Raw genomic sequence first — 16,411 nt, forward strand, 5'->3', positions numbered from 1 at the left:
AGTGCTGACGAAGCGTTCTCTTCATGGGTTTTTAGCCGTTAGCTCTGTGGCAGTACAGACTAACGGCTTTTTTGTGCCAATCTAGCCCAAATTTTCTCTTAGCGATTTGATGTCTTTAGACGGCGGCGCGCCAAACAAGCGGCTGTATTCCCGACTGAATTGAGACGGACTTTCATAGCCAACTTTGAATGTCGCAGCCATGGCGTCTAAGTTTTCTGTCAGCATCAATCGGCGTGCTTCACTTAAGCGTAACTTCTTTTGAAACTGTAATGGTGTCATGGACGTCATGGAGCGAAAGTGCGTGTAAAACGACGATTTACTCATACCTGTGTACGAAGCCAAATCTCCAACACTTAATGGTTTGACAAAGTTGTTTTTGAGCCAGTCGATGGCTTTGGCTATTTGATGGCTATGGCTGCCCGCAGTCACGATTTGATGGAGACGCGTGCCCTGTTCACTCATCAAAAGGCGATAAAAAATCTCCCGTTTAATGATGGGTGCTAAAATTTTGATGTTTTGGCCTTCGTCTAATAATTCTGCTAAACGTACAAACGCATCCAATAGAGATTCCGACAACTCACCGACAGCAATGCCTTTTTGCGCTTCTTTGGATTGAGTAAAGGCAAGTTCGCTATCGACAATCAGTTGGGAAATCTCGGTCAATTCCAGCTCCATGATCAGCCCTAAATAAGGTTGCTCCTCACTGGCTTCGATAATGTTGGCAATGATAGGGAGATCGACAGAAGAAATCAGGAAGTGGTTGGCATCGTAAATAAAGCTTTCCTCTCCCAATAAGACTCGCTTCCTGCCTTGCGCGATAAGACAAATACTTGGATTGTGGGTATAGCTCGTAGGCGGTGTCGGGGTTGTCCAACGACTGAACCTCAACCCCGAAATTGGCGTGTCGTATTGGTTTGCGTCTCCCGTCCATCGATCAATCAGTTTGGCTAATTTCTGAGTGGCGAATGCTCTACTTGGTAAGCTGGTAGGTGATAAATCTGACATCGCGAAAAGGCTCTCGGATTATTGAGGTTGTTATTCAATGTATATCACGACATTTTGCGCAGTAAAGATTATCAGGCAAGGCGCTGTTTTCCTTTTGTGCGATTTTGAACCGTTCCAATTTAAACGTTTTCAATCTCTACTCTTATTTATTTTACTTTTAAATTAATGGTTTACTTATTGTTTTTGGCAAGGAAAGAGACGGTTGGTCGTCTTTGGTACCAAAATAAAAATCAGATTGTTTGGAAAATTAGGCAAGTATTAGCCATGAATAGGCTAACGATAAATGGCCTGCGGCGTTAACGTTATCTACACAGTTTGGCGAATGCTCGATACGCATCCTGCATTCCATAAAGAGACGTAAAGCAATGGTTAATCACACAGCAAAAACACAGATTCCACAATCACTAACAGCCGGAGTATTTAACGGCCGTGGCATTTTTGATTTCGGGGCAAAGAACGAAGCGTATGCCGATTACTTCACGGGGACAAGCTACTTGGCGTTGCTCAACCAACCGGGGCTGATCGTAGCAAATGTGACGTTTGAACCGGGCTGCCGTAATTTTTGGCACATTCATCACGAAGGCGGACAAATCTTGCTCGTGACGGGAGGCCGCGGGTGGTATCAAGAATGTGGTCAGCCAGCGCAAGCGCTCAACGTGGGCGACGTCGTGCATATTGCACCTGGCACTAAGCATTGGCACGGCGCAGCTAAAGATAGCTGGTTTTCACATGTAGCAATAGAAATACCCGCTGAAGGAGCAAGCAATGAGTGGTGTGAACCCGTGACGGACGAAGAGTACGCAGAGCTTGGCTAATTGAACGCTAACTTAAGGACGTCGGAGATCTGACAATGACAGGCAAGCCAAGTAAATATCAAACTTACATGAGCGTAAATATTGCGCTCATTGATGTCGCTTTTATGGCTCCTCAAGTCGCTTCGGCGTGTGGTCAACCAACGGAAGGTTCTGACGATGATCGCAATTAAAACTTCAATCAAGTCCATATTAATTTGGGTACTGACTATGACAACGATATCCGCTGTTATGCCTGCTTTTGCAACAGATAAATTGAGTAATAAAGAACGAGCAATCGTTCCAATCGCGGCTTTCACCGCAAGCGGTGACGTAGAAAAACTCAAGATTAGCCTGAATGATGGTTTAGAAAGCGGCTTAACGATCAATGAGATTAAAGAAGTTCTTGCTCAACTATACGCTTACGCAGGTTTTCCCCGCAGTTTGAATGGATTGGCTGCTTTTATGGATGTTGTTGAAGTGCGCAAAAATCGTGGTATTACCGACACATTAGGGCGTGAATCGACGCCGTTATCGACAGATAAAAGCAGCTTAGAGCTAGGCAGTCAGAACCAAACAACGCTGGTCGGTATGCAAGTCAAAGGCCCGCTGTTCGACTTTTCACCTCAAATAGATCAGTACTTAAAAGCCCATTTGTTTGGTGACATTTTCGCGCGTGACCTCCTGACGTGGAAACAACGAGAAATTGCCACGATTGCAGCGCTGGCAAATATCAAAGGAGTGAACAGCCAGCTTGCGGCGCACTACAACATCAGCATGAATAATGGCGTGTCTGCCGAAGAACTGAATGATTTCATTCTGGTTTTAAAGCAGTGCTGTGATGAAAGTATTGCGAGTAATGCTCAATCTGTACTGGATTCGGTGTTAGACGCCAAAAACTGATTGTTTTGGGTTTGGGAGAGGCGCTCTTGGGCATGAAACAAACGATAAATGGTCAACAGGTTGGTGACGATAAAGGTGCTCTCAACCAATGAGCCACCAATCGAGCCAAGCCATAGGTTGTGGCTCACCCAACAAAATGAGTTGAATAAAATTAAGCTGCGTAGGGTGATGCCTTGTTTGGAAAAGAGTGCCCAAGTGGCGACGGATGATCCTATTACTGTAAGTAGCTCAAAAAAGTGGGTGATGTTTGGCAGAGTCATCAGCCACATAAGAGCAATGAAAAACCACATTACTTTACGTGATTGAGTTTTGATTGAGGCGAAACTGCGAATGCCATTAATGATCACGCCAATGGCAGCGACGGTTGCGCCCAGTAAGACGAAATGAACGCCCATGATGAAACAAAACGCCATCATCTGATAGCGAAAGCGCAGGTCATCTTTCTGCCAGAAGGCCATTACGCCAACCATAAACGCGATGCCACCAATGCCTTGTGCTAGCCCATTTTCCATCTAGGTTCCTTAACCACGTGAGTGAATGTGAATGCAAACGAATCAGCCCTCCACCGAGGGAGGGCTGGGCACTTTATTCAATCGCTAAAAGCGATTACTCATTTACAAGCGCAACCGCTTCGCGAGTTAGGCGTGCAAGCTCTTCCCAGTTGCCCGCTTCGATCAGTTTCTTGTCTACCATCCAGGTTCCGCCACAGGCCAAAACGCGTGGAATCGCTAAGTAATCTTTGATGTTCGCAGGGTTAATGCCACCAGTAGGCATCAGTTCGATGTCGGTGTATGGCGCAAGCAGTGATTTCACCATGTTGATGCCGCCAGAAGCTTCTGCAGGGAAGAACTTCAAGGTGGTTAATCCCATTTCCAGTGCGGCTTCAACTGTGCTTGGGTTGTTCACACCCGGTACGATATCAATCCCGATTTCTTGGCACGCTTTAACGGTATTTGGGTTAAAGCCAGGCGATACGATAAAGGTTGCGCCTGCTTCTTTTGCTGCGATCGCTTGCTCACGATTCAGTACTGTACCTGCGCCAATCAGCATGTCTGGCTGGGTTTCACGCAGTAGGCGAATTGCTTCTGCAGCCGCTGCTGAACGGAAGGTGATTTCAGCCGCTGGGAGTCCGTTTTCTGCCAGTATTTTACCCAGTGGGATAATGTCTTCTGCTTTATCGATGGCGATAACAGGGATGACTTTCAGAGCTTTCAATTGTTCTTTAATGCTAGACATGAGTGTTCCTTAAACGACGCCAAGCGCCGGTTGTGTGAATGCTTTGGGAATGATGGCACCGCGATGTTGAATCACAGCACCTGCCAGTGCGTTGCCTCTTTGGCATGAGGTCGCGAGATCGGCGCCAGCGAGGTATGCCGATAAAAAGCCACCATTGAATGAGTCGCCCGCCGATGTGGTGTCCACCACTTGGGCGACAGGTTGGGTCGGCACGGCTTGTGGAGCCAGAGCCGCACTCGAACCCTGATTGGTTGAGTCTTGAACCAAGCAGCCATCCGCACCGAGCTTGACGATGCATTTGCCTACGCCAAGAGAGGTAAGGCGTTCAATGGTTTGCTCTGGTGTTTCGTCACCCCAGATCAATTGCTCATCATCAAAAGTCACCAAGGCAATGTCGGTCAGTTGATACATGGCTTGGTAAACGTTTTTGACGGTTTGATTATCGTCTTGAGGCCACAGCGCTGGGCGGAAGTTACTATCAAACGCGATTTCAACGCCTTGAGCTTTAAGCTCAACCAACAAGTTAAGCAGTGAAATTCGGTCTTCTTCTGGCAAGATGGCCAAAGAAATACCGCTGAGAAGCACCGCATCAACCTGAGTTAACGCTTGTTTAATCATTCCAAAGTTTGGATGTTGAAGTAAGTAACGTGCGGCTGATTGGTTACGCCAATATAGAAACGTACGCTCGCCTTGATCATCAAGCTGAATCAGGTACAAACCCGGCGTGCGAGTCTCATCGCGCAGCACTAAACCTGTTGAGACGCCTTCGTCTTGCCAGCGAGTCAGCATGCCTGTACTGATCGGGTCATTGCCAAGCGCCGTAACGTAAGAGACTTTAACTTCATCAGGTTTGCTATTGGCTTCGCAGCCGCGGCTCAAATAAACCGCAGCGTTGAGCGTATCCCCACCAAATGTTTGATGCATTGAGCCGAACGGTTTGCCATTCAGCTCAATCATACATTCACCAATAATGGCGATGTGCTTCATTGGTTACGCCCTCTCTTCAAAGTAGCGTTTTGCGTTACCAAAACAGATCTCTTCGACCATAGGACCAAGCAACGAAAGGTCATTTGGAACTTCGCCGTTCTCTGCCCAACGACCAACCATGTCACACAGGATACGGCGGAAGTATTCGTGACGGGTGTAAGACAAGAAGCTGCGCGAGTCCGTTAACATGCCGACGAATTGGCTGAGCAAACCAAGCTGAGAAAGCTGTTCCATTTGGCGTTGCATGCCGTCTTTCTGATCGTTGAACCACCAACCCGAGCCAAACTGCACTTTGCCCGCGATGCCGCCACCTTGGAAGTTGCCAATCATGGTCGCCATCATTTCGTTATCACGAGGGTTCAAACAGTAAAGAATGGTGCGAGGCAGCTCATTGGTTTGGTCCAGTTCATCCAATAGATGTGCCAGTTCAAAAGCAAAGGGGCGATCGCCAATCGAGTCAAAGCCAGCATCAGCACCTAGTAGTTGGAACATGCGTGTGCTGTTGTTGCGTTGTGCGCCAATATGAAGCTGCATGACCCAGCCCAATTGCGCGTAGCGTTTGCCGAGCCAAACTTGAACTGCGGTAGAGAATTGCGCACATTCAAGCTCTGACAGTACTTCGCCATTCAAACGACGAGCCAGCAACGCATCTAAATCAGCCTCGCTTGGGATCGGTGCGTAACGGACGATCTCAATGCCGTGGTCTGCCGCACGACAACCATGTGAATCAAAGTGTGCCAAACGTTTATCAAGTGCACGCAATAAATCATCAAAGCGGCGGATATCAATGTCTGCTACTTCGCCCAGTTTGTGCATGTAATCCGCAAACAGGTCCAATTCAATCTTGAACGCTTTATCCGGACGCCAACTCGGCAGCACTTTAACGTTAAAGGTGTCGTCTTCTGCGATCGCTTTATGGTGCTCTAGTGAATCAATAGGGTCATCGGTCGTGCCCGCCATGACGACGTTCATTTGCTGCATGATGCCGCGAGCAGTAAATTCAGGCGTCGCCAGTCGCTCATTACATTGATGCCAAATTTGCTCAGCTGTATCTGGGCTAAGCAGCGTATTGGTAATGCCGAATGGGCGACGCAGTTCTAGGTGCGTCCAGTGGTAAAGCGGGTTGCCCAAGGTTTGAGGAACCGTCTTCACCCACGCCATGTATTTGTCGTAATCGCTCGCATCACCCGTAATCAGACGCTCTTCAATGCCTGCCGAGCGCATGCCACGCCATTTGTAGTGATCGCCTTCAAGCCAGATTTGACCTAAGTTATCGAACTGACGATTTTGCGCCACTTCCGCTGGATTTAGGTGGCAGTGGTAATCATAAATTGGCTGGTGTAACGCATGCTCATGGTACAAGCGGCGCGCCGTTTCGTTTGAGAGTAAAAAGTCTTCACACAAGAAATTCTTCATCGTTAACTCCTATTACAACGCAGCGACAGTGGCACGAGCACCGTTATCGATTAGCGATTGGTAAGCACTGCTCACCGCATCAATCACTTGTGGGTTTTGACCAAGCTCTGCAGTGAAGATGGCTTCAACCGAGAGCAACGCAGGCACAACAGAAACGTTCAAGCCGTGTTGGTCGCAGATCTGACGCAGTGTCTCTGCCATTGGATCGCGAACATCAATATCGTTGCCTTGCTCGTCCACGCCATATACGTAGCGCATCCAACCTGCAATCGCTGTTGCCAACCATGAGAAGTTAGAACCTTGAGCAAGATGGAATCGCAAGCTGCCACCCATGCGTTGTGGGATCTTCTGGCTGCCATCCATCGCGATTTGCCATGTTTTGTGTTTCAAGCTTGGGTTAGTGAAGCGCTCGATAAGCAGCTTAGCGTAGCCTTCTAAATCGGTGCCTTCTGGCATGGTCAGAGAAGGAGCTTGTGCTTGCATCATCATGTCGAATGCCGCCTTACGGTAGCCTTCATCTGTCATGGTGTCAGAGATGTGCGCATAACCGCCAAGGTAGCCTAGGTAGGCTAGGAACGAGTGGCTACCATTTAGCATGCGCAGTTTCATTTCTTCGTAAGGCACAACGTCGGCAACAAATTCTGCGCCAGCCACGTTCCAATCTGGACGACCAGCCACGAACTTGTCCTCGATAACCCATTGACGGAAAGGTTCACAAGCGATGCCACATGGATCTTCACAGCCAAGTAGCTCAGCGATTTCGGTCAGTGTCTCTTCGGTTGCTGCTGGCACAATACGGTCAACCATAGTGCAAGGGAAGGTGACGTTGGTTTCAATCCAGTCGCGCAATTCAGGGTCGAGCAGTTGAGCGAACTCTAGTACCGATGCTTTTGCTACGTGACCGTTTTCTTGCACGTTATCGCAAGACATCACGGTAAATGGCGTTAGGCCGCGTTCACGACGCATTTTCAGTGCTTGCACGATGTAACCCAAGGCTGATTTTGGCTCTGTTGGGTTGGCAAGGTCAGCAATGACTAGCGGGTTGTTTTTATCAAGCGTGCCCGTTGCAGGGTCGGCGCAGTAGCCTTTCTCGGTTATCGTCATTGAAACGATCGCCACTTGTGGCTCGGCCATTTTTTCGAGAACAGTTTCGATGTTGTCCAAATGTGGGTGCAGTGATTCCGTCACCGAGCCAATCACTTTGACTTCGGTCGATTCTGCGCCTTTTTCTGCCACCGTGTAGAGGTGATCTTGCGCGCGCAGCGATTGAATTAACTCTTCACCGCCAAATAGGTTGATTTCGCAAATGCCCCAATCCGAGCCCGTTTTGCTCAGCATTTCATTGGTGAACAGTGCTTGGTGCGCTCGGTGGAAAGCACCGAAACCAAGGTGAATAATACGGCTTTTGAGTGTAGAACGGTCGTAATCTGGCAGCGAAACAGCAGCATTTAGGGTGGAGTTTGCAATGGTTTTCATTTTATTTCCCTTCTCCCGCAGAGTGCTCTGCGGGATGATTCATTGAAAGAGTTAGTAGCCTAGGACCAGTTTTGGTAAGAACAGACTGAGTTCAGGAATAAAGGTCACCGCCATTAGGGCCACAATCAGTGCAACGTAGAATGGCAGAAGCGGCTTGATCACTTTGTCGATCGCAACATTCGCCACAGAACAACCGATAAACAACGCACTACCTACCGGTGGAGTACAGATGCCGATCGCCAAGTTGAAGGTCATCATGATGCCGAAGTGAACCGGGTCGATGCCCATATCCAGCGCGATTGGCAGGAAGATCGGCGTGAAGATCAGTACCGCTGGCGTCATATCCATGAAGATACCGACAATCAGCAAGATGATGTTGATGATGAGCAGAATCATCATTGGGTTGTCAGAGATCGCCAGCAGCGCATCGGCAATCATGTATGGAATGTCGGCATTCGCCATCGCCCAAGACATGCCCATAGACGCGCCAACCAACAGCAAAACAATCGATGTGGTGACGGCAGATTCCAAAATGATCTTAGGAAGATCTCGCCATTTCACTTCGCGATACACCAACACCGCTAAAACAAAGGTGTAGACCACGGCGATGGCAGAGGCTTCGGTAGCCGTAAAGATACCGCCGATGATGCCACCCATTATGACCACAATCAGAGCCAGTGAAGGCGCCGCTTTTAGAAATGTATCCCAAACCATCGCTAGCGTTGGGCGAGCCGCAATTGGGTAACCACGACGTTTGGCGATGATCCCAGCCACCACCATGATGCTCAGACCCATCAAAATGCCCGGAATGTAACCGGCGAGGAACAGCGCCGCGATAGAGGTACCGCCAGAGACTAACGAGAACACGATCAAGGTGTTACTTGGCGGGATCAACAAACCCGATGGACAAGAAGTGATGTTCACCGCGGCAGAAAAGTTTTCATCGTAGCCATCTTTCTTTTGCAGTGGCGACATGGTGCCGCCAACCGCTGCGGCAGATGCGACGGCTGAACCCGAAATTGAGCCAAACATCATGTTCGCCATCACGTTCACGTGCGCTAGGGAACCAGGAAGACGGCCACCTAACACTTTGGCAAAGTTAATCAGGCGCAGTGCGATACCACCTTGGTTCATGATGTTGCCCGCTAAGATAAAGAATGGGATAGCTAGCAGAGCAAAGTTATCAAGACCCGCCGCCATGCGCTGCGCCACAACGGCAATCGCAGGCTCTAATGGTAGGCCCATTAAAATGGTTGCCAGTGAAGAAAGACCAATGGCGAAGGAAACCGGTACACCAATTGCCAGTAATACAGCGAAGCTGCCAAATAAGGTAAGAATTAATTGCCATTCCATTGTGGAACCCTCTAAGAATCAAGTTGTGAGTCGGTGACTAGGGTTTCACCAGACATTAATTGTTTGACGCGCTCATAAGCGAAAATCACGGAATAAAAGATCATCAGTGCGCCACTGATAGGCAGGCAGAAATAGATGTAGCCCATCTCTAAGCCCAATGCTGGGGTTAGCTGGCCAGTGGCCAATGTTTTGAGTGCTAATTGTGTTCCGCCGTGGACCAACACCACATAAGAGAAGAGCGCAATGGCCACTTGGATGACGATTTCATTCACCAGTTTTTTCTTGCCTTTGAGTTTCATCGTCAAAAGGTCAATGGCGAGGTGACGTTTGAGACCTGTGGTGTAAGCGGCACCAATAAGCGCCACCCACATAAAGAGATAGCGAGCCAGTTCATCCGTGACGGTGCTTGGTTTACCGAGTACGTAGCGTGAAAGCACCTGCCAAACCACGCAGAAGACAAGAAAGGTCGAAAGAGAGACAGTAAATGCTGCCAACCCCCTGTTGATATACGTGACCAGTTTATTCATTTTCATTTCCTTAAAGTAAACACGCGGACTGCATAACAATTGGTTTACCAATGTGGGCGAGCGTATTTGTGTAGGGTCTCAAAATAGGCATGTTGTTCTGAGTGGATTATAATTTAGGCGATTTGGTTGTCACGTGAGCAGCTTCACAAATGAATTGGTTGACCAGTTTAAGGGTAATTAGTGTGATTTTGGTCAATCAATTTGCTTTTTTGTTTTGACGATAGGTTTTTCGATCGCCAATAATGACCTCGAAACAAGAAATACCGTGAAAAATTAAAACTACCCTACATATTGGATAACCAATCCAAGGAGAATAGAACAATGATGACGCGTAAGACTCTTTTAAGCGCTGTAGTAGGTGCTGCAATGACCTTCGGCGCCACTGCTTCTGCTTATGCTGCGACCACTTTGAAGCTAAGTCACAATCACCCTCGTGACCATGCAGTACATAAAGCAATGGACTTTATGGCAAAAGAAGTTCGTGAAATGACAGACGGGGAAGTTCGTATCCGTATCTACCCTGATGCGCAGTTAGGCACTCAGCGTGAATCGATGGAGCTGATGCAAAACGGTGCTCTGGATATGGTGAAGAGCAACGCGGCAGAATTGGAAGCTTTCTCCCCTGCTTACGCAGCATTCAACATGCCTTACTTGTTCCGCGATAAAGACCACTACTACAAAGTGACAGACGGGGAAGTGGGTCGTGAAATCCTGAATTCTTCAGCGGACAGCGGCTTTATTGGTGTGACTTACTACGATGCGGGCGCACGTAGCTTTTACACCAACAAACCAATCAATACGCCGGAAGATCTAAAAGGTCTGAAAGTACGTGTACAGCCGAGCCCATCTGCTATTGCGATGGTAAAAGCGTTAGGTGGTAACCCGACACCATTGGCATACGGTGAGCTATACACAGCATTACAACAAGGCGTGGTGGATGCTGCGGAAAACAACATCCCATCATTTAGCTTGAGCCGTCACAGTGAGGTATCGAAATACTTCAGCCTAGACGAGCACACCATGGTGCCAGACGTATTGGTTATTTCGACTAAAACGTACGACAAGCTAACACCTGAGCAACAAAAAGCACTGATGAAAGCAGCAGCAGACTCTTCTGAATACATGAAGAAGTTGTGGGCTGAGTCAGAAGCAAAAGAGCGTACAAAAGCTGAAAAGATGGGCGTAACTTTTGTTGAACCAAATAAAGCGGCATTCGTTGAAGCGGTTCAACCAATGTACGCGGACTTAGAAAAGACAAATCCTGAATTAAATGAACTGGTTGAGAAGATCAAAGCAGTTAAGTAATTCACAAAGTAATTAGTAATAAACAATCGAAAACAAGGTGTTACCACATTCTGGTACATAGAGGTTGACCAATTGTTATTGGTCGTTATGATGGCGTGAGAAGTTAGATGGAATATAGTGATAATATCATCATGATGCCTTTTGAACCGAAAAGACCGTATCAAGAGATCGGTTTAGTCCTTAGACAAGAACTTATCAATGGCCGTTACGTGGTCGGAGATAGGCTGCCGCCTGAGCGCGATATCGCAGAACGTCTCGACGTTAGCCGCACAGTAGTACGTGAAGCGATCATCATGCTGGAGCTGGAAAACCTTGTCGAAGTGAAGAAAGGTTCTGGAGTGTATGTCATCAATATTCCATCTCAACCGAACTCCCGTGAGAACGTGATCAGCGATGATGCCGGTCCGTTTGAAATGCTCCAAGCTCGCCAGTTGCTTGAAAGTAACATTGCGGAATTTGCAGCGATGCAAGTAACGCCTGGCGACATCGTGAAAATGCGTGCAGCCCTTGAGTTAGAACGAGAAGAACTTGCCAGTGGCACCGCAGATTGCAACGGTGATGAGAAGTTTCACATGTGCATTGCAGAGGCAACTCAAAACTCTGTGCTGGTGGACATGTTGAAGCAATCTTGGGAGCGACGCGAGAGCAGCCCAATGTGGAAGAAACTTCATTCTCACATTGCTGGTCAAGACTACCGTGAAGAGTGGTTAGACGATCACGCCAAAATCCTTGCCGCATTGCAGCGTAAAGATCCAATCGCTGCAAAAAATGCCATGTGGCAACACCTTGAAAACGTTAAACAGCGCCTGTTGGAGCTGTCTGACATCGATGACCCGAATTTTGATGGTTACTTATTCAGTTCCAACCCTGTTGTTCTGCAGGGCGCTGAAAACGGTTAACCACATTGCCGGCTTCGGTCGGCTCTAGTCAGCGCAGCTGCATTATCGTGGCTGCATATTAAGAAGTCGTTTTGCACTTAGCTTGATAAATTCGAGCGGGCTGAGTGCGTCTTAAAAAAGGTGAGTGTCATGGAACAAACTTGGCGTTGGTACGGTCCGAATGACCCTGTGTCGCTAGACGATATTCGTCAAGCAGGCGCAACAGGCATTGTGAATGCCTTGCATCACATTCCAAATGGTGAAGTGTGGTCTAAAGAAGAGATTTTAAAACGTAAAGCCATCATCGAAGAGAAAGGCTTAACGTGGTCAGTGGTTGAAAGTGTGCCAGTTCACGAAGAAATCAAAACTCAGACGGGCAACTTCCAACAATGGATCGACAACTACAAGCAAACCCTGCGTAATCTTGCTGAGTGCGGCGTAGATACAGTCTGCTACAACTTTATGCCAGTGCTAGATTGGACACGTACCGACCTAGAATTTGAAATGCCAGATGGTTCTCGAGCGCTACGCTTTGACCAAATCGCATTTGCGGCATTTGAGCTACACATTCTGAAGCGCCCTGGCGCACAAGCGGATTACACCGAAGCGGAACAAGCGCAGGCATTGGAATACTTCAACAACATGTCTGAAGCGCAAATCCAGCAGCTCACCAGCAACATTATTGCAGGCTTGCCGGGCGCAGAAGAAGGCTACACCTTGGAAGAGTTCCAAGCGCAACTCGACCGCTACGCGGGCATTAGCAAAGACAAACTGCGTGAGCATATGGCGTATTTCTTGTCGCAACTGATGCCTGTGTGTGAGGCGCACAGCTTGAAACTCGCGGTGCACCCAGACGATCCACCGCGCCCAATTCTTGGCTTGCCGCGTATCGTTTCAACCATCGAAGACATTGATTGGTTAACCGAAAAAGTGCCAAGCAAAATGAACGGTTTGACCATGTGTACCGGCTCTTACGGTGTGCGTGGTGACAATGACCTAGTGAAGATGATCAAAAAGCACGGCGAGCGCATTTACTTCACCCACTTGCGTTCCACCAAGCGTGAAGAAAGCAACCCAATGACATTCCACGAGGCGGCTCACCTGGATGGCGATGTGGATATGTACAACGTGGTGATGGCGATTCTGGATGAAGAACAGCGCCGCGCAGAAGTGGGCGACCATCGTTTGATTCCAATGCGCCCGGATCACGGCCACCAAATGTTGGATGACCTGAAGAAGAAAACCAACCCAGGCTACTCCGCTATTGGTCGCTTGAAAGGTTTGGCTGAAGTTCGCGGCTTAGAGATGGCACTAAAACGCGCGTTCTACACCAAGTAACGATTTACAATGTAAAACCGTTTTTAAAAGCGCAGGGTTTCGGCTCGGCGCTTTTTTGTTTTCTGACGATTTGCATAGGCGACGTTTGGTTTAAGCGCCTAAAATAGGATGGTTCACCTAACAGATTGTGATAAAGTCCGCGCCTGCGTTTTACCGCATCTTCATTGTTTTTATTGCTTCTTCAACCAAAAGTACAAGGTTTCGCTAATGCCATTTTCTACTCTCTCATTGAGTTCTGAGCTGATTCACGCACTGCCAAAAGACTTCAAGAAACCGACCGATATTCAAGCGTTGGCCATTCCTGAGCTGTTGGCTGGTCAAGATCTATTGGCTTTGGCAAATACAGGCAGCGGCAAAACCCTTGCTTATGGTTTGCCTTTGTTGGAAAAGCTGAGTGTCAATCCAGAGCAAAAAGCGCTGATTTTGGTGCCAACTCGTGAGCTGGCAATGCAAGTGAGTGAAGCAATCAACCAAGTTGGTCAAGTTCTTGAACTCAACGCAGTGTGTTTGTGTGGCGGCGTTGATAAAGAGCAACAACAGCAGGCGCTAGCGACAAATCCTCATATCCTTGTCGCGACGACTGGTCGTTTGGTTGACCTAGCAAACAATGGCTTGGATTTGAGCAATGTTCATTATCTAGTATTGGATGAAGCCGACCGTTTGTTGGACATGGGCTTTTGGCCTGACGTACAAAATATTGCAGGGCAGATTTCAAACCAGCGTCAAACCGCAATGTTCTCGGCAACCTTTTCAGATGAGTTGAAGGATAAAGCGAAGCTGCTTATGCAGGCACCAAAGCAAGTTGCAGCGCATCAAGAAAACAGCACCAACCAAGATATTGCTGAAACGCTGTACCTCGTCAACAAAGGCAGTAAAACCAAGGCATTGATTGAACTGATTCAAAAAAACGCGTGGACTCAGGCATTAGTCTTTATTGGTGCGAAAGAGAACGCCGATGGCTTAGCGAAGAAGCTGAATAAAGCGGGCATCTCAACCAATGCGCTGCATGGCAATAAGAGTCAAGATGAGCGAGAAGAAGCACTGGCGCAGTTTAAATCTGGGCAAATTCAGGTGTTGATTGCCACCGATCTACTAGCGCGCGGCATTCACATTGAGCAATTACCTGTAGTGATCAACTTTGAACTGCCAATGCATGCAGAAACTTATGTTCACCGAGTAGGGCGTACCGCTCGCGCAGGCGAACAAGGTGTGGCGATGTCATTGGTATGCCATGGTGAAATGGACGCACTAAACGCAATTCGTCACCTGACTCAACGTGCATTGCCAGTGCAAGATCTGGTAGGTTTTCCAGTAACGGATAAGCCATCAACTGGCGAGAGCAAACGCGCGCCACGCGATAAAAAAGCCAACCGCCGAACTAATGCTAAGAAGAGCATTAAGCAGTTCCAAGGTAAGTCGAAACGCCCAGCCCCGAGTGCGAAGTAAACCAAAAAAACACGCTCTGACGGCATAGTCGGTTCAGAGCGTGGCTTAAAATTTTACTTTGGGGTGTTAACCCGCCGTTGGGCCAACCAAGCGCATTTCCCAATCTTCAACTTCGCCAGTTTCTAGGCGGCGCTCGACCAACTTGCCCCAAGATTCAACCAATGGAAGTTCTGCCAGTTGGCTTAGCTCTGTTTTATCCAGGCAGCCAGTGAAAACCGCGCCCATGATGCGAGCCAGTGGCCATTCTGGATAAGATCTTTCGCACAGAATAATCTCGTCACCTGCACCGATTTCGCCTTCTTCCAGCACTCGGAAATACCAGCCTGTTCGAAGCGTATCTTGCAGTCTTCTCGCCATGTCGTGTTGGTCAAAGCGTATGTTAAGCTTCCAACAAGGCATGCGGCCTTGCGACACTTCCAGTAGTGTTGAGCCAATGCGAATTTTATCTTTCAAGCAAATCGTGGATTCGGTTACGCCTTCGGAGCTGATGTTTTCGCCAAAGCCGCCGGCGGATTGGAAAATGGTTCTTTCGCCTAATTCTTGTTGCCAGATTGGGTAGTGTTCGCTTGGGTAAATATGAAGCGCTTTTTGAATGCCACCATGAAAGCGCGGATCACCTTGCTCATCACTGGTAAAACCAAGCTCTGTTGCGTGCTGGCGCTCAGGCAGCACTTGTTTGTTGATTGCGCTTTGCGCTCCATGAGCATAAGGGACGGTTTTCCCTGCTAGCACAGCTTTTACGACGCCGATTTTCTTCATATAACCTCCTTATTATTTGAATGAGAGATAAAGTGTTTACCTTCATTCACGATGCGGAGCATGATAGCCTAGAGAACTTATGTCGGAATAGGGATGAAAAGACAATCAACAATGCTAACTCGCCAAATTGATTCGAAGTCAGGCGTCATCACCTCCAATGAGATGATGGCCGCGAATCCCCATTCTCCTGTTTTGGTGAAAACCATCGACATGCCAAAAGGTTACATTGATGCGCTGCATCAACACACTTGGCATCAAATCATCTTTCCTATCAAAGGGTTATTACAAACACAAACGGAGCATTATCAGCATTTGGTTCCGCACACTTCTGCGTTATTTGTTCCTGCGGGTGTTCAACACGAGTCGATTGCTCTAAGCAACACGATATTTGTTGGCATTTATCTCAACCCAGAGTTTGGCGCAACGTACGAGCCACAAGCGAGAACCATTGCTTTAACGCCGTTTTTAAATGAGCTTTTGCAAGAGATCCGCAGACAGTGTGAAGGTGAGACAAGCCACGAAGAAGTGCTGCATTTGCTGGCGGTGTTGCATGATCAAATTTTGAAAAGCAACGTGCAGACATTTCAGTTATTGCTGCCACAAGACAGACGACTAAAACTGATTTTCGAGCAATTGACTGACGAGCCCGCGTTAAGCTGTTCGCTAAAAGAGTGGGGGGAGAAAATTGGCGCGTCTGAGCGCACTTTATCACGGTTGTTCGCCAAAGAATTCAACACTTCATTTCTGCTTTGGCGGCAACAAATTCGGCTAATTTACTCGCTTTCTTTGTTAGATGAATCGTTGCCAATCCAAGCCATTGCAGACCTAGTGGGTTATCAAAACGATTCCTCCTACATCAAAGCATTTAAAGCCTATTTTGATATGACGCCACAACAGTTTAGAGTGAACGGTGCATCGCGCAGGTAGAAATACAGAGCTTCGACTTCACTTAATGCTTTTGAGAAGAAGCCAAGAAACGTCCCTTTTTAAT

17 protein-coding genes are annotated in these 16,411 nt (G+C 47.9%); 8 read left to right on the forward strand and 9 right to left on the reverse strand.

Translation table 11 applies throughout. The annotated features are described in order from the left end of the window. Positions 1 to 81 precede the first annotated feature (81 nt). The gene (locus tag BIW15_RS02760) at positions 82 to 1,005 is read right to left on the reverse strand and encodes an AraC family transcriptional regulator (RefSeq protein WP_077280519.1); all 924 of its coding nucleotides are present in this window, start codon (positions 1,003 to 1,005) and stop codon (positions 82 to 84) included. A gap of 365 nt (positions 1,006 to 1,370) precedes the next feature. Between BIW15_RS02760 and BIW15_RS02765 the strand changes: the two genes are divergently transcribed. From BIW15_RS02765 to BIW15_RS02775, 3 genes are read left to right on the forward strand one after another with little or no spacing between them, the layout of a single operon-like run. Beyond that, positions 1,371 to 1,820, forward strand: a complete 450-nt coding sequence (locus tag BIW15_RS02765) for a cupin domain-containing protein (RefSeq protein WP_045587163.1) — start codon at positions 1,371 to 1,373, stop codon at positions 1,818 to 1,820. A gap of 35 nt (positions 1,821 to 1,855) precedes the next feature. Beyond that, complete coding sequence (locus tag BIW15_RS25245) at positions 1,856 to 1,990, forward strand: hypothetical protein (protein WP_021821161.1); 135 nt, start codon at positions 1,856 to 1,858, stop codon at positions 1,988 to 1,990. A 58-nt stretch (positions 1,991 to 2,048) separates the two neighbouring features. Beyond that, entirely contained in the window at positions 2,049 to 2,699 is a 651-nt protein-coding gene (locus tag BIW15_RS02775; RefSeq protein WP_005477521.1) for a carboxymuconolactone decarboxylase family protein, read from the forward strand. On the opposite strand, the gene BIW15_RS02780 is transcribed toward BIW15_RS02775, so the two are convergent. The 7 genes from BIW15_RS02780 to BIW15_RS02810 all read right to left on the reverse strand — a co-directional run bounded on the left by BIW15_RS02780 (position 2,660) and on the right by BIW15_RS02810 (position 9,694). Next, a complete protein-coding gene (locus tag BIW15_RS02780; protein WP_077280520.1) occupies positions 2,660 to 3,211 on the reverse strand; it encodes a YgjV family protein in 552 nt (183 codons plus the stop codon). The two genes, BIW15_RS02775 and BIW15_RS02780, sit on opposite strands and share 40 nt — an antisense overlap. Positions 3,212 to 3,305: 94 nt before the next feature. Continuing rightward, entirely contained in the window at positions 3,306 to 3,935 is a 630-nt protein-coding gene (locus BIW15_RS02785; protein ID WP_025520486.1) for a bifunctional 4-hydroxy-2-oxoglutarate aldolase/2-dehydro-3-deoxy-phosphogluconate aldolase, read from the reverse strand. A 9-nt stretch (positions 3,936 to 3,944) separates the two neighbouring features. Further along, on the reverse strand, positions 3,945 to 4,922 hold the full coding sequence (locus BIW15_RS02790; RefSeq protein ID WP_077280521.1) for a sugar kinase: 978 nt from the start codon (positions 4,920 to 4,922) through the stop codon (positions 3,945 to 3,947). Between the two features lie 3 nt (positions 4,923 to 4,925). Then, on the reverse strand, positions 4,926 to 6,338 hold the full coding sequence (gene uxaC, locus BIW15_RS02795; RefSeq protein ID WP_077280522.1) for a glucuronate isomerase: 1,413 nt from the start codon (positions 6,336 to 6,338) through the stop codon (positions 4,926 to 4,928). Positions 6,339 to 6,350: 12 nt separating this feature from the next. Continuing rightward, positions 6,351 to 7,814, reverse strand: a complete 1,464-nt coding sequence (locus BIW15_RS02800) for a mannitol dehydrogenase family protein (protein WP_077280523.1) — start codon at positions 7,812 to 7,814, stop codon at positions 6,351 to 6,353. A gap of 51 nt (positions 7,815 to 7,865) precedes the next feature. Next, positions 7,866 to 9,167, reverse strand: a complete 1,302-nt coding sequence (locus tag BIW15_RS02805; RefSeq protein ID WP_077280524.1) for a TRAP transporter large permease — start codon at positions 9,165 to 9,167, stop codon at positions 7,866 to 7,868. 11 nt (positions 9,168 to 9,178) lie between these two features. After that, positions 9,179 to 9,694, reverse strand: coding sequence for a TRAP transporter small permease (locus BIW15_RS02810; protein WP_005461368.1), 516 nt, complete (start codon positions 9,692 to 9,694; stop codon positions 9,179 to 9,181). 321 nt (positions 9,695 to 10,015) lie between these two features. Here BIW15_RS02810 and BIW15_RS02815 point away from each other — a divergent pair, with 321 nt between their 5' ends. The 4 genes from BIW15_RS02815 (at position 10,016) to BIW15_RS02830 (ending at position 14,661) form a co-directional block, all read left to right on the forward strand. Then, a complete protein-coding gene (locus BIW15_RS02815; RefSeq protein ID WP_005449968.1) occupies positions 10,016 to 10,999 on the forward strand; it encodes a TRAP transporter substrate-binding protein in 984 nt (327 codons plus the stop codon). 107 nt (positions 11,000 to 11,106) lie between these two features. After that, positions 11,107 to 11,898, forward strand: coding sequence for an FCD domain-containing protein (locus BIW15_RS02820; RefSeq protein ID WP_005461367.1), 792 nt, complete (start codon positions 11,107 to 11,109; stop codon positions 11,896 to 11,898). 129 nt (positions 11,899 to 12,027) lie between these two features. Next, complete coding sequence (uxuA, locus tag BIW15_RS02825; protein ID WP_077280525.1) at positions 12,028 to 13,215, forward strand: mannonate dehydratase; 1,188 nt, start codon at positions 12,028 to 12,030, stop codon at positions 13,213 to 13,215. Positions 13,216 to 13,422: 207 nt separating this feature from the next. Then, on the forward strand, positions 13,423 to 14,661 hold the full coding sequence (locus tag BIW15_RS02830) for a DEAD/DEAH box helicase (protein ID WP_025570689.1): 1,239 nt from the start codon (positions 13,423 to 13,425) through the stop codon (positions 14,659 to 14,661). Positions 14,662 to 14,727: 66 nt separating this feature from the next. Here the strand turns inward: BIW15_RS02830 and BIW15_RS02835 are convergent, their stop codons facing one another. Beyond that, complete coding sequence (locus BIW15_RS02835; RefSeq protein WP_077280526.1) at positions 14,728 to 15,420, reverse strand: MOSC domain-containing protein; 693 nt, start codon at positions 15,418 to 15,420, stop codon at positions 14,728 to 14,730. Between the two features lie 111 nt (positions 15,421 to 15,531). Between BIW15_RS02835 and BIW15_RS02840 the strand changes: the two genes are divergently transcribed. Then, a complete protein-coding gene (locus BIW15_RS02840; RefSeq protein ID WP_060659141.1) occupies positions 15,532 to 16,347 on the forward strand; it encodes a helix-turn-helix transcriptional regulator in 816 nt (271 codons plus the stop codon). Positions 16,348 to 16,411: the final 64 nt, after the last annotated feature.

The sequence above is a fragment of the Vibrio sp. SALL6 genome (assembly GCF_002002385.1).
Lineage (GTDB): Bacteria > Pseudomonadota > Gammaproteobacteria > Enterobacterales > Vibrionaceae > Vibrio > Vibrio parahaemolyticus.

Coding starts and splice junctions, on each gene's coding strand:
- BIW15_RS02760 (WP_077280519.1), bottom strand. CDS start 1,005: ATGTCAGATTTATCACCTACCAGCTTACCAAGTAGAGCATTCGCCACT.
- BIW15_RS02765 (WP_045587163.1), top strand. CDS start 1,371: ATGGTTAATCACACAGCAAAAACACAGATTCCACAATCACTAACAGCC.
- BIW15_RS25245 (WP_021821161.1), top strand. CDS start 1,856: ATGACAGGCAAGCCAAGTAAATATCAAACTTACATGAGCGTAAATATT.
- BIW15_RS02775 (WP_005477521.1), top strand. CDS start 2,049: ATGCCTGCTTTTGCAACAGATAAATTGAGTAATAAAGAACGAGCAATC.
- BIW15_RS02780 (WP_077280520.1), bottom strand. CDS start 3,211: ATGGAAAATGGGCTAGCACAAGGCATTGGTGGCATCGCGTTTATGGTT.
- BIW15_RS02785 (WP_025520486.1), bottom strand. CDS start 3,935: ATGTCTAGCATTAAAGAACAATTGAAAGCTCTGAAAGTCATCCCTGTT.
- BIW15_RS02790 (WP_077280521.1), bottom strand. CDS start 4,922: ATGAAGCACATCGCCATTATTGGTGAATGTATGATTGAGCTGAATGGC.
- uxaC (WP_077280522.1), bottom strand. CDS start 6,338: ATGAAGAATTTCTTGTGTGAAGACTTTTTACTCTCAAACGAAACGGCG.
- BIW15_RS02800 (WP_077280523.1), bottom strand. CDS start 7,814: ATGAAAACCATTGCAAACTCCACCCTAAATGCTGCTGTTTCGCTGCCA.
- BIW15_RS02805 (WP_077280524.1), bottom strand. CDS start 9,167: ATGGAATGGCAATTAATTCTTACCTTATTTGGCAGCTTCGCTGTATTA.
- BIW15_RS02810 (WP_005461368.1), bottom strand. CDS start 9,694: ATGAATAAACTGGTCACGTATATCAACAGGGGGTTGGCAGCATTTACT.
- BIW15_RS02815 (WP_005449968.1), top strand. CDS start 10,016: ATGATGACGCGTAAGACTCTTTTAAGCGCTGTAGTAGGTGCTGCAATG.
- BIW15_RS02820 (WP_005461367.1), top strand. CDS start 11,107: ATGGAATATAGTGATAATATCATCATGATGCCTTTTGAACCGAAAAGA.
- uxuA (WP_077280525.1), top strand. CDS start 12,028: ATGGAACAAACTTGGCGTTGGTACGGTCCGAATGACCCTGTGTCGCTA.
- BIW15_RS02830 (WP_025570689.1), top strand. CDS start 13,423: ATGCCATTTTCTACTCTCTCATTGAGTTCTGAGCTGATTCACGCACTG.
- BIW15_RS02835 (WP_077280526.1), bottom strand. CDS start 15,420: ATGAAGAAAATCGGCGTCGTAAAAGCTGTGCTAGCAGGGAAAACCGTC.
- BIW15_RS02840 (WP_060659141.1), top strand. CDS start 15,532: ATGCTAACTCGCCAAATTGATTCGAAGTCAGGCGTCATCACCTCCAAT.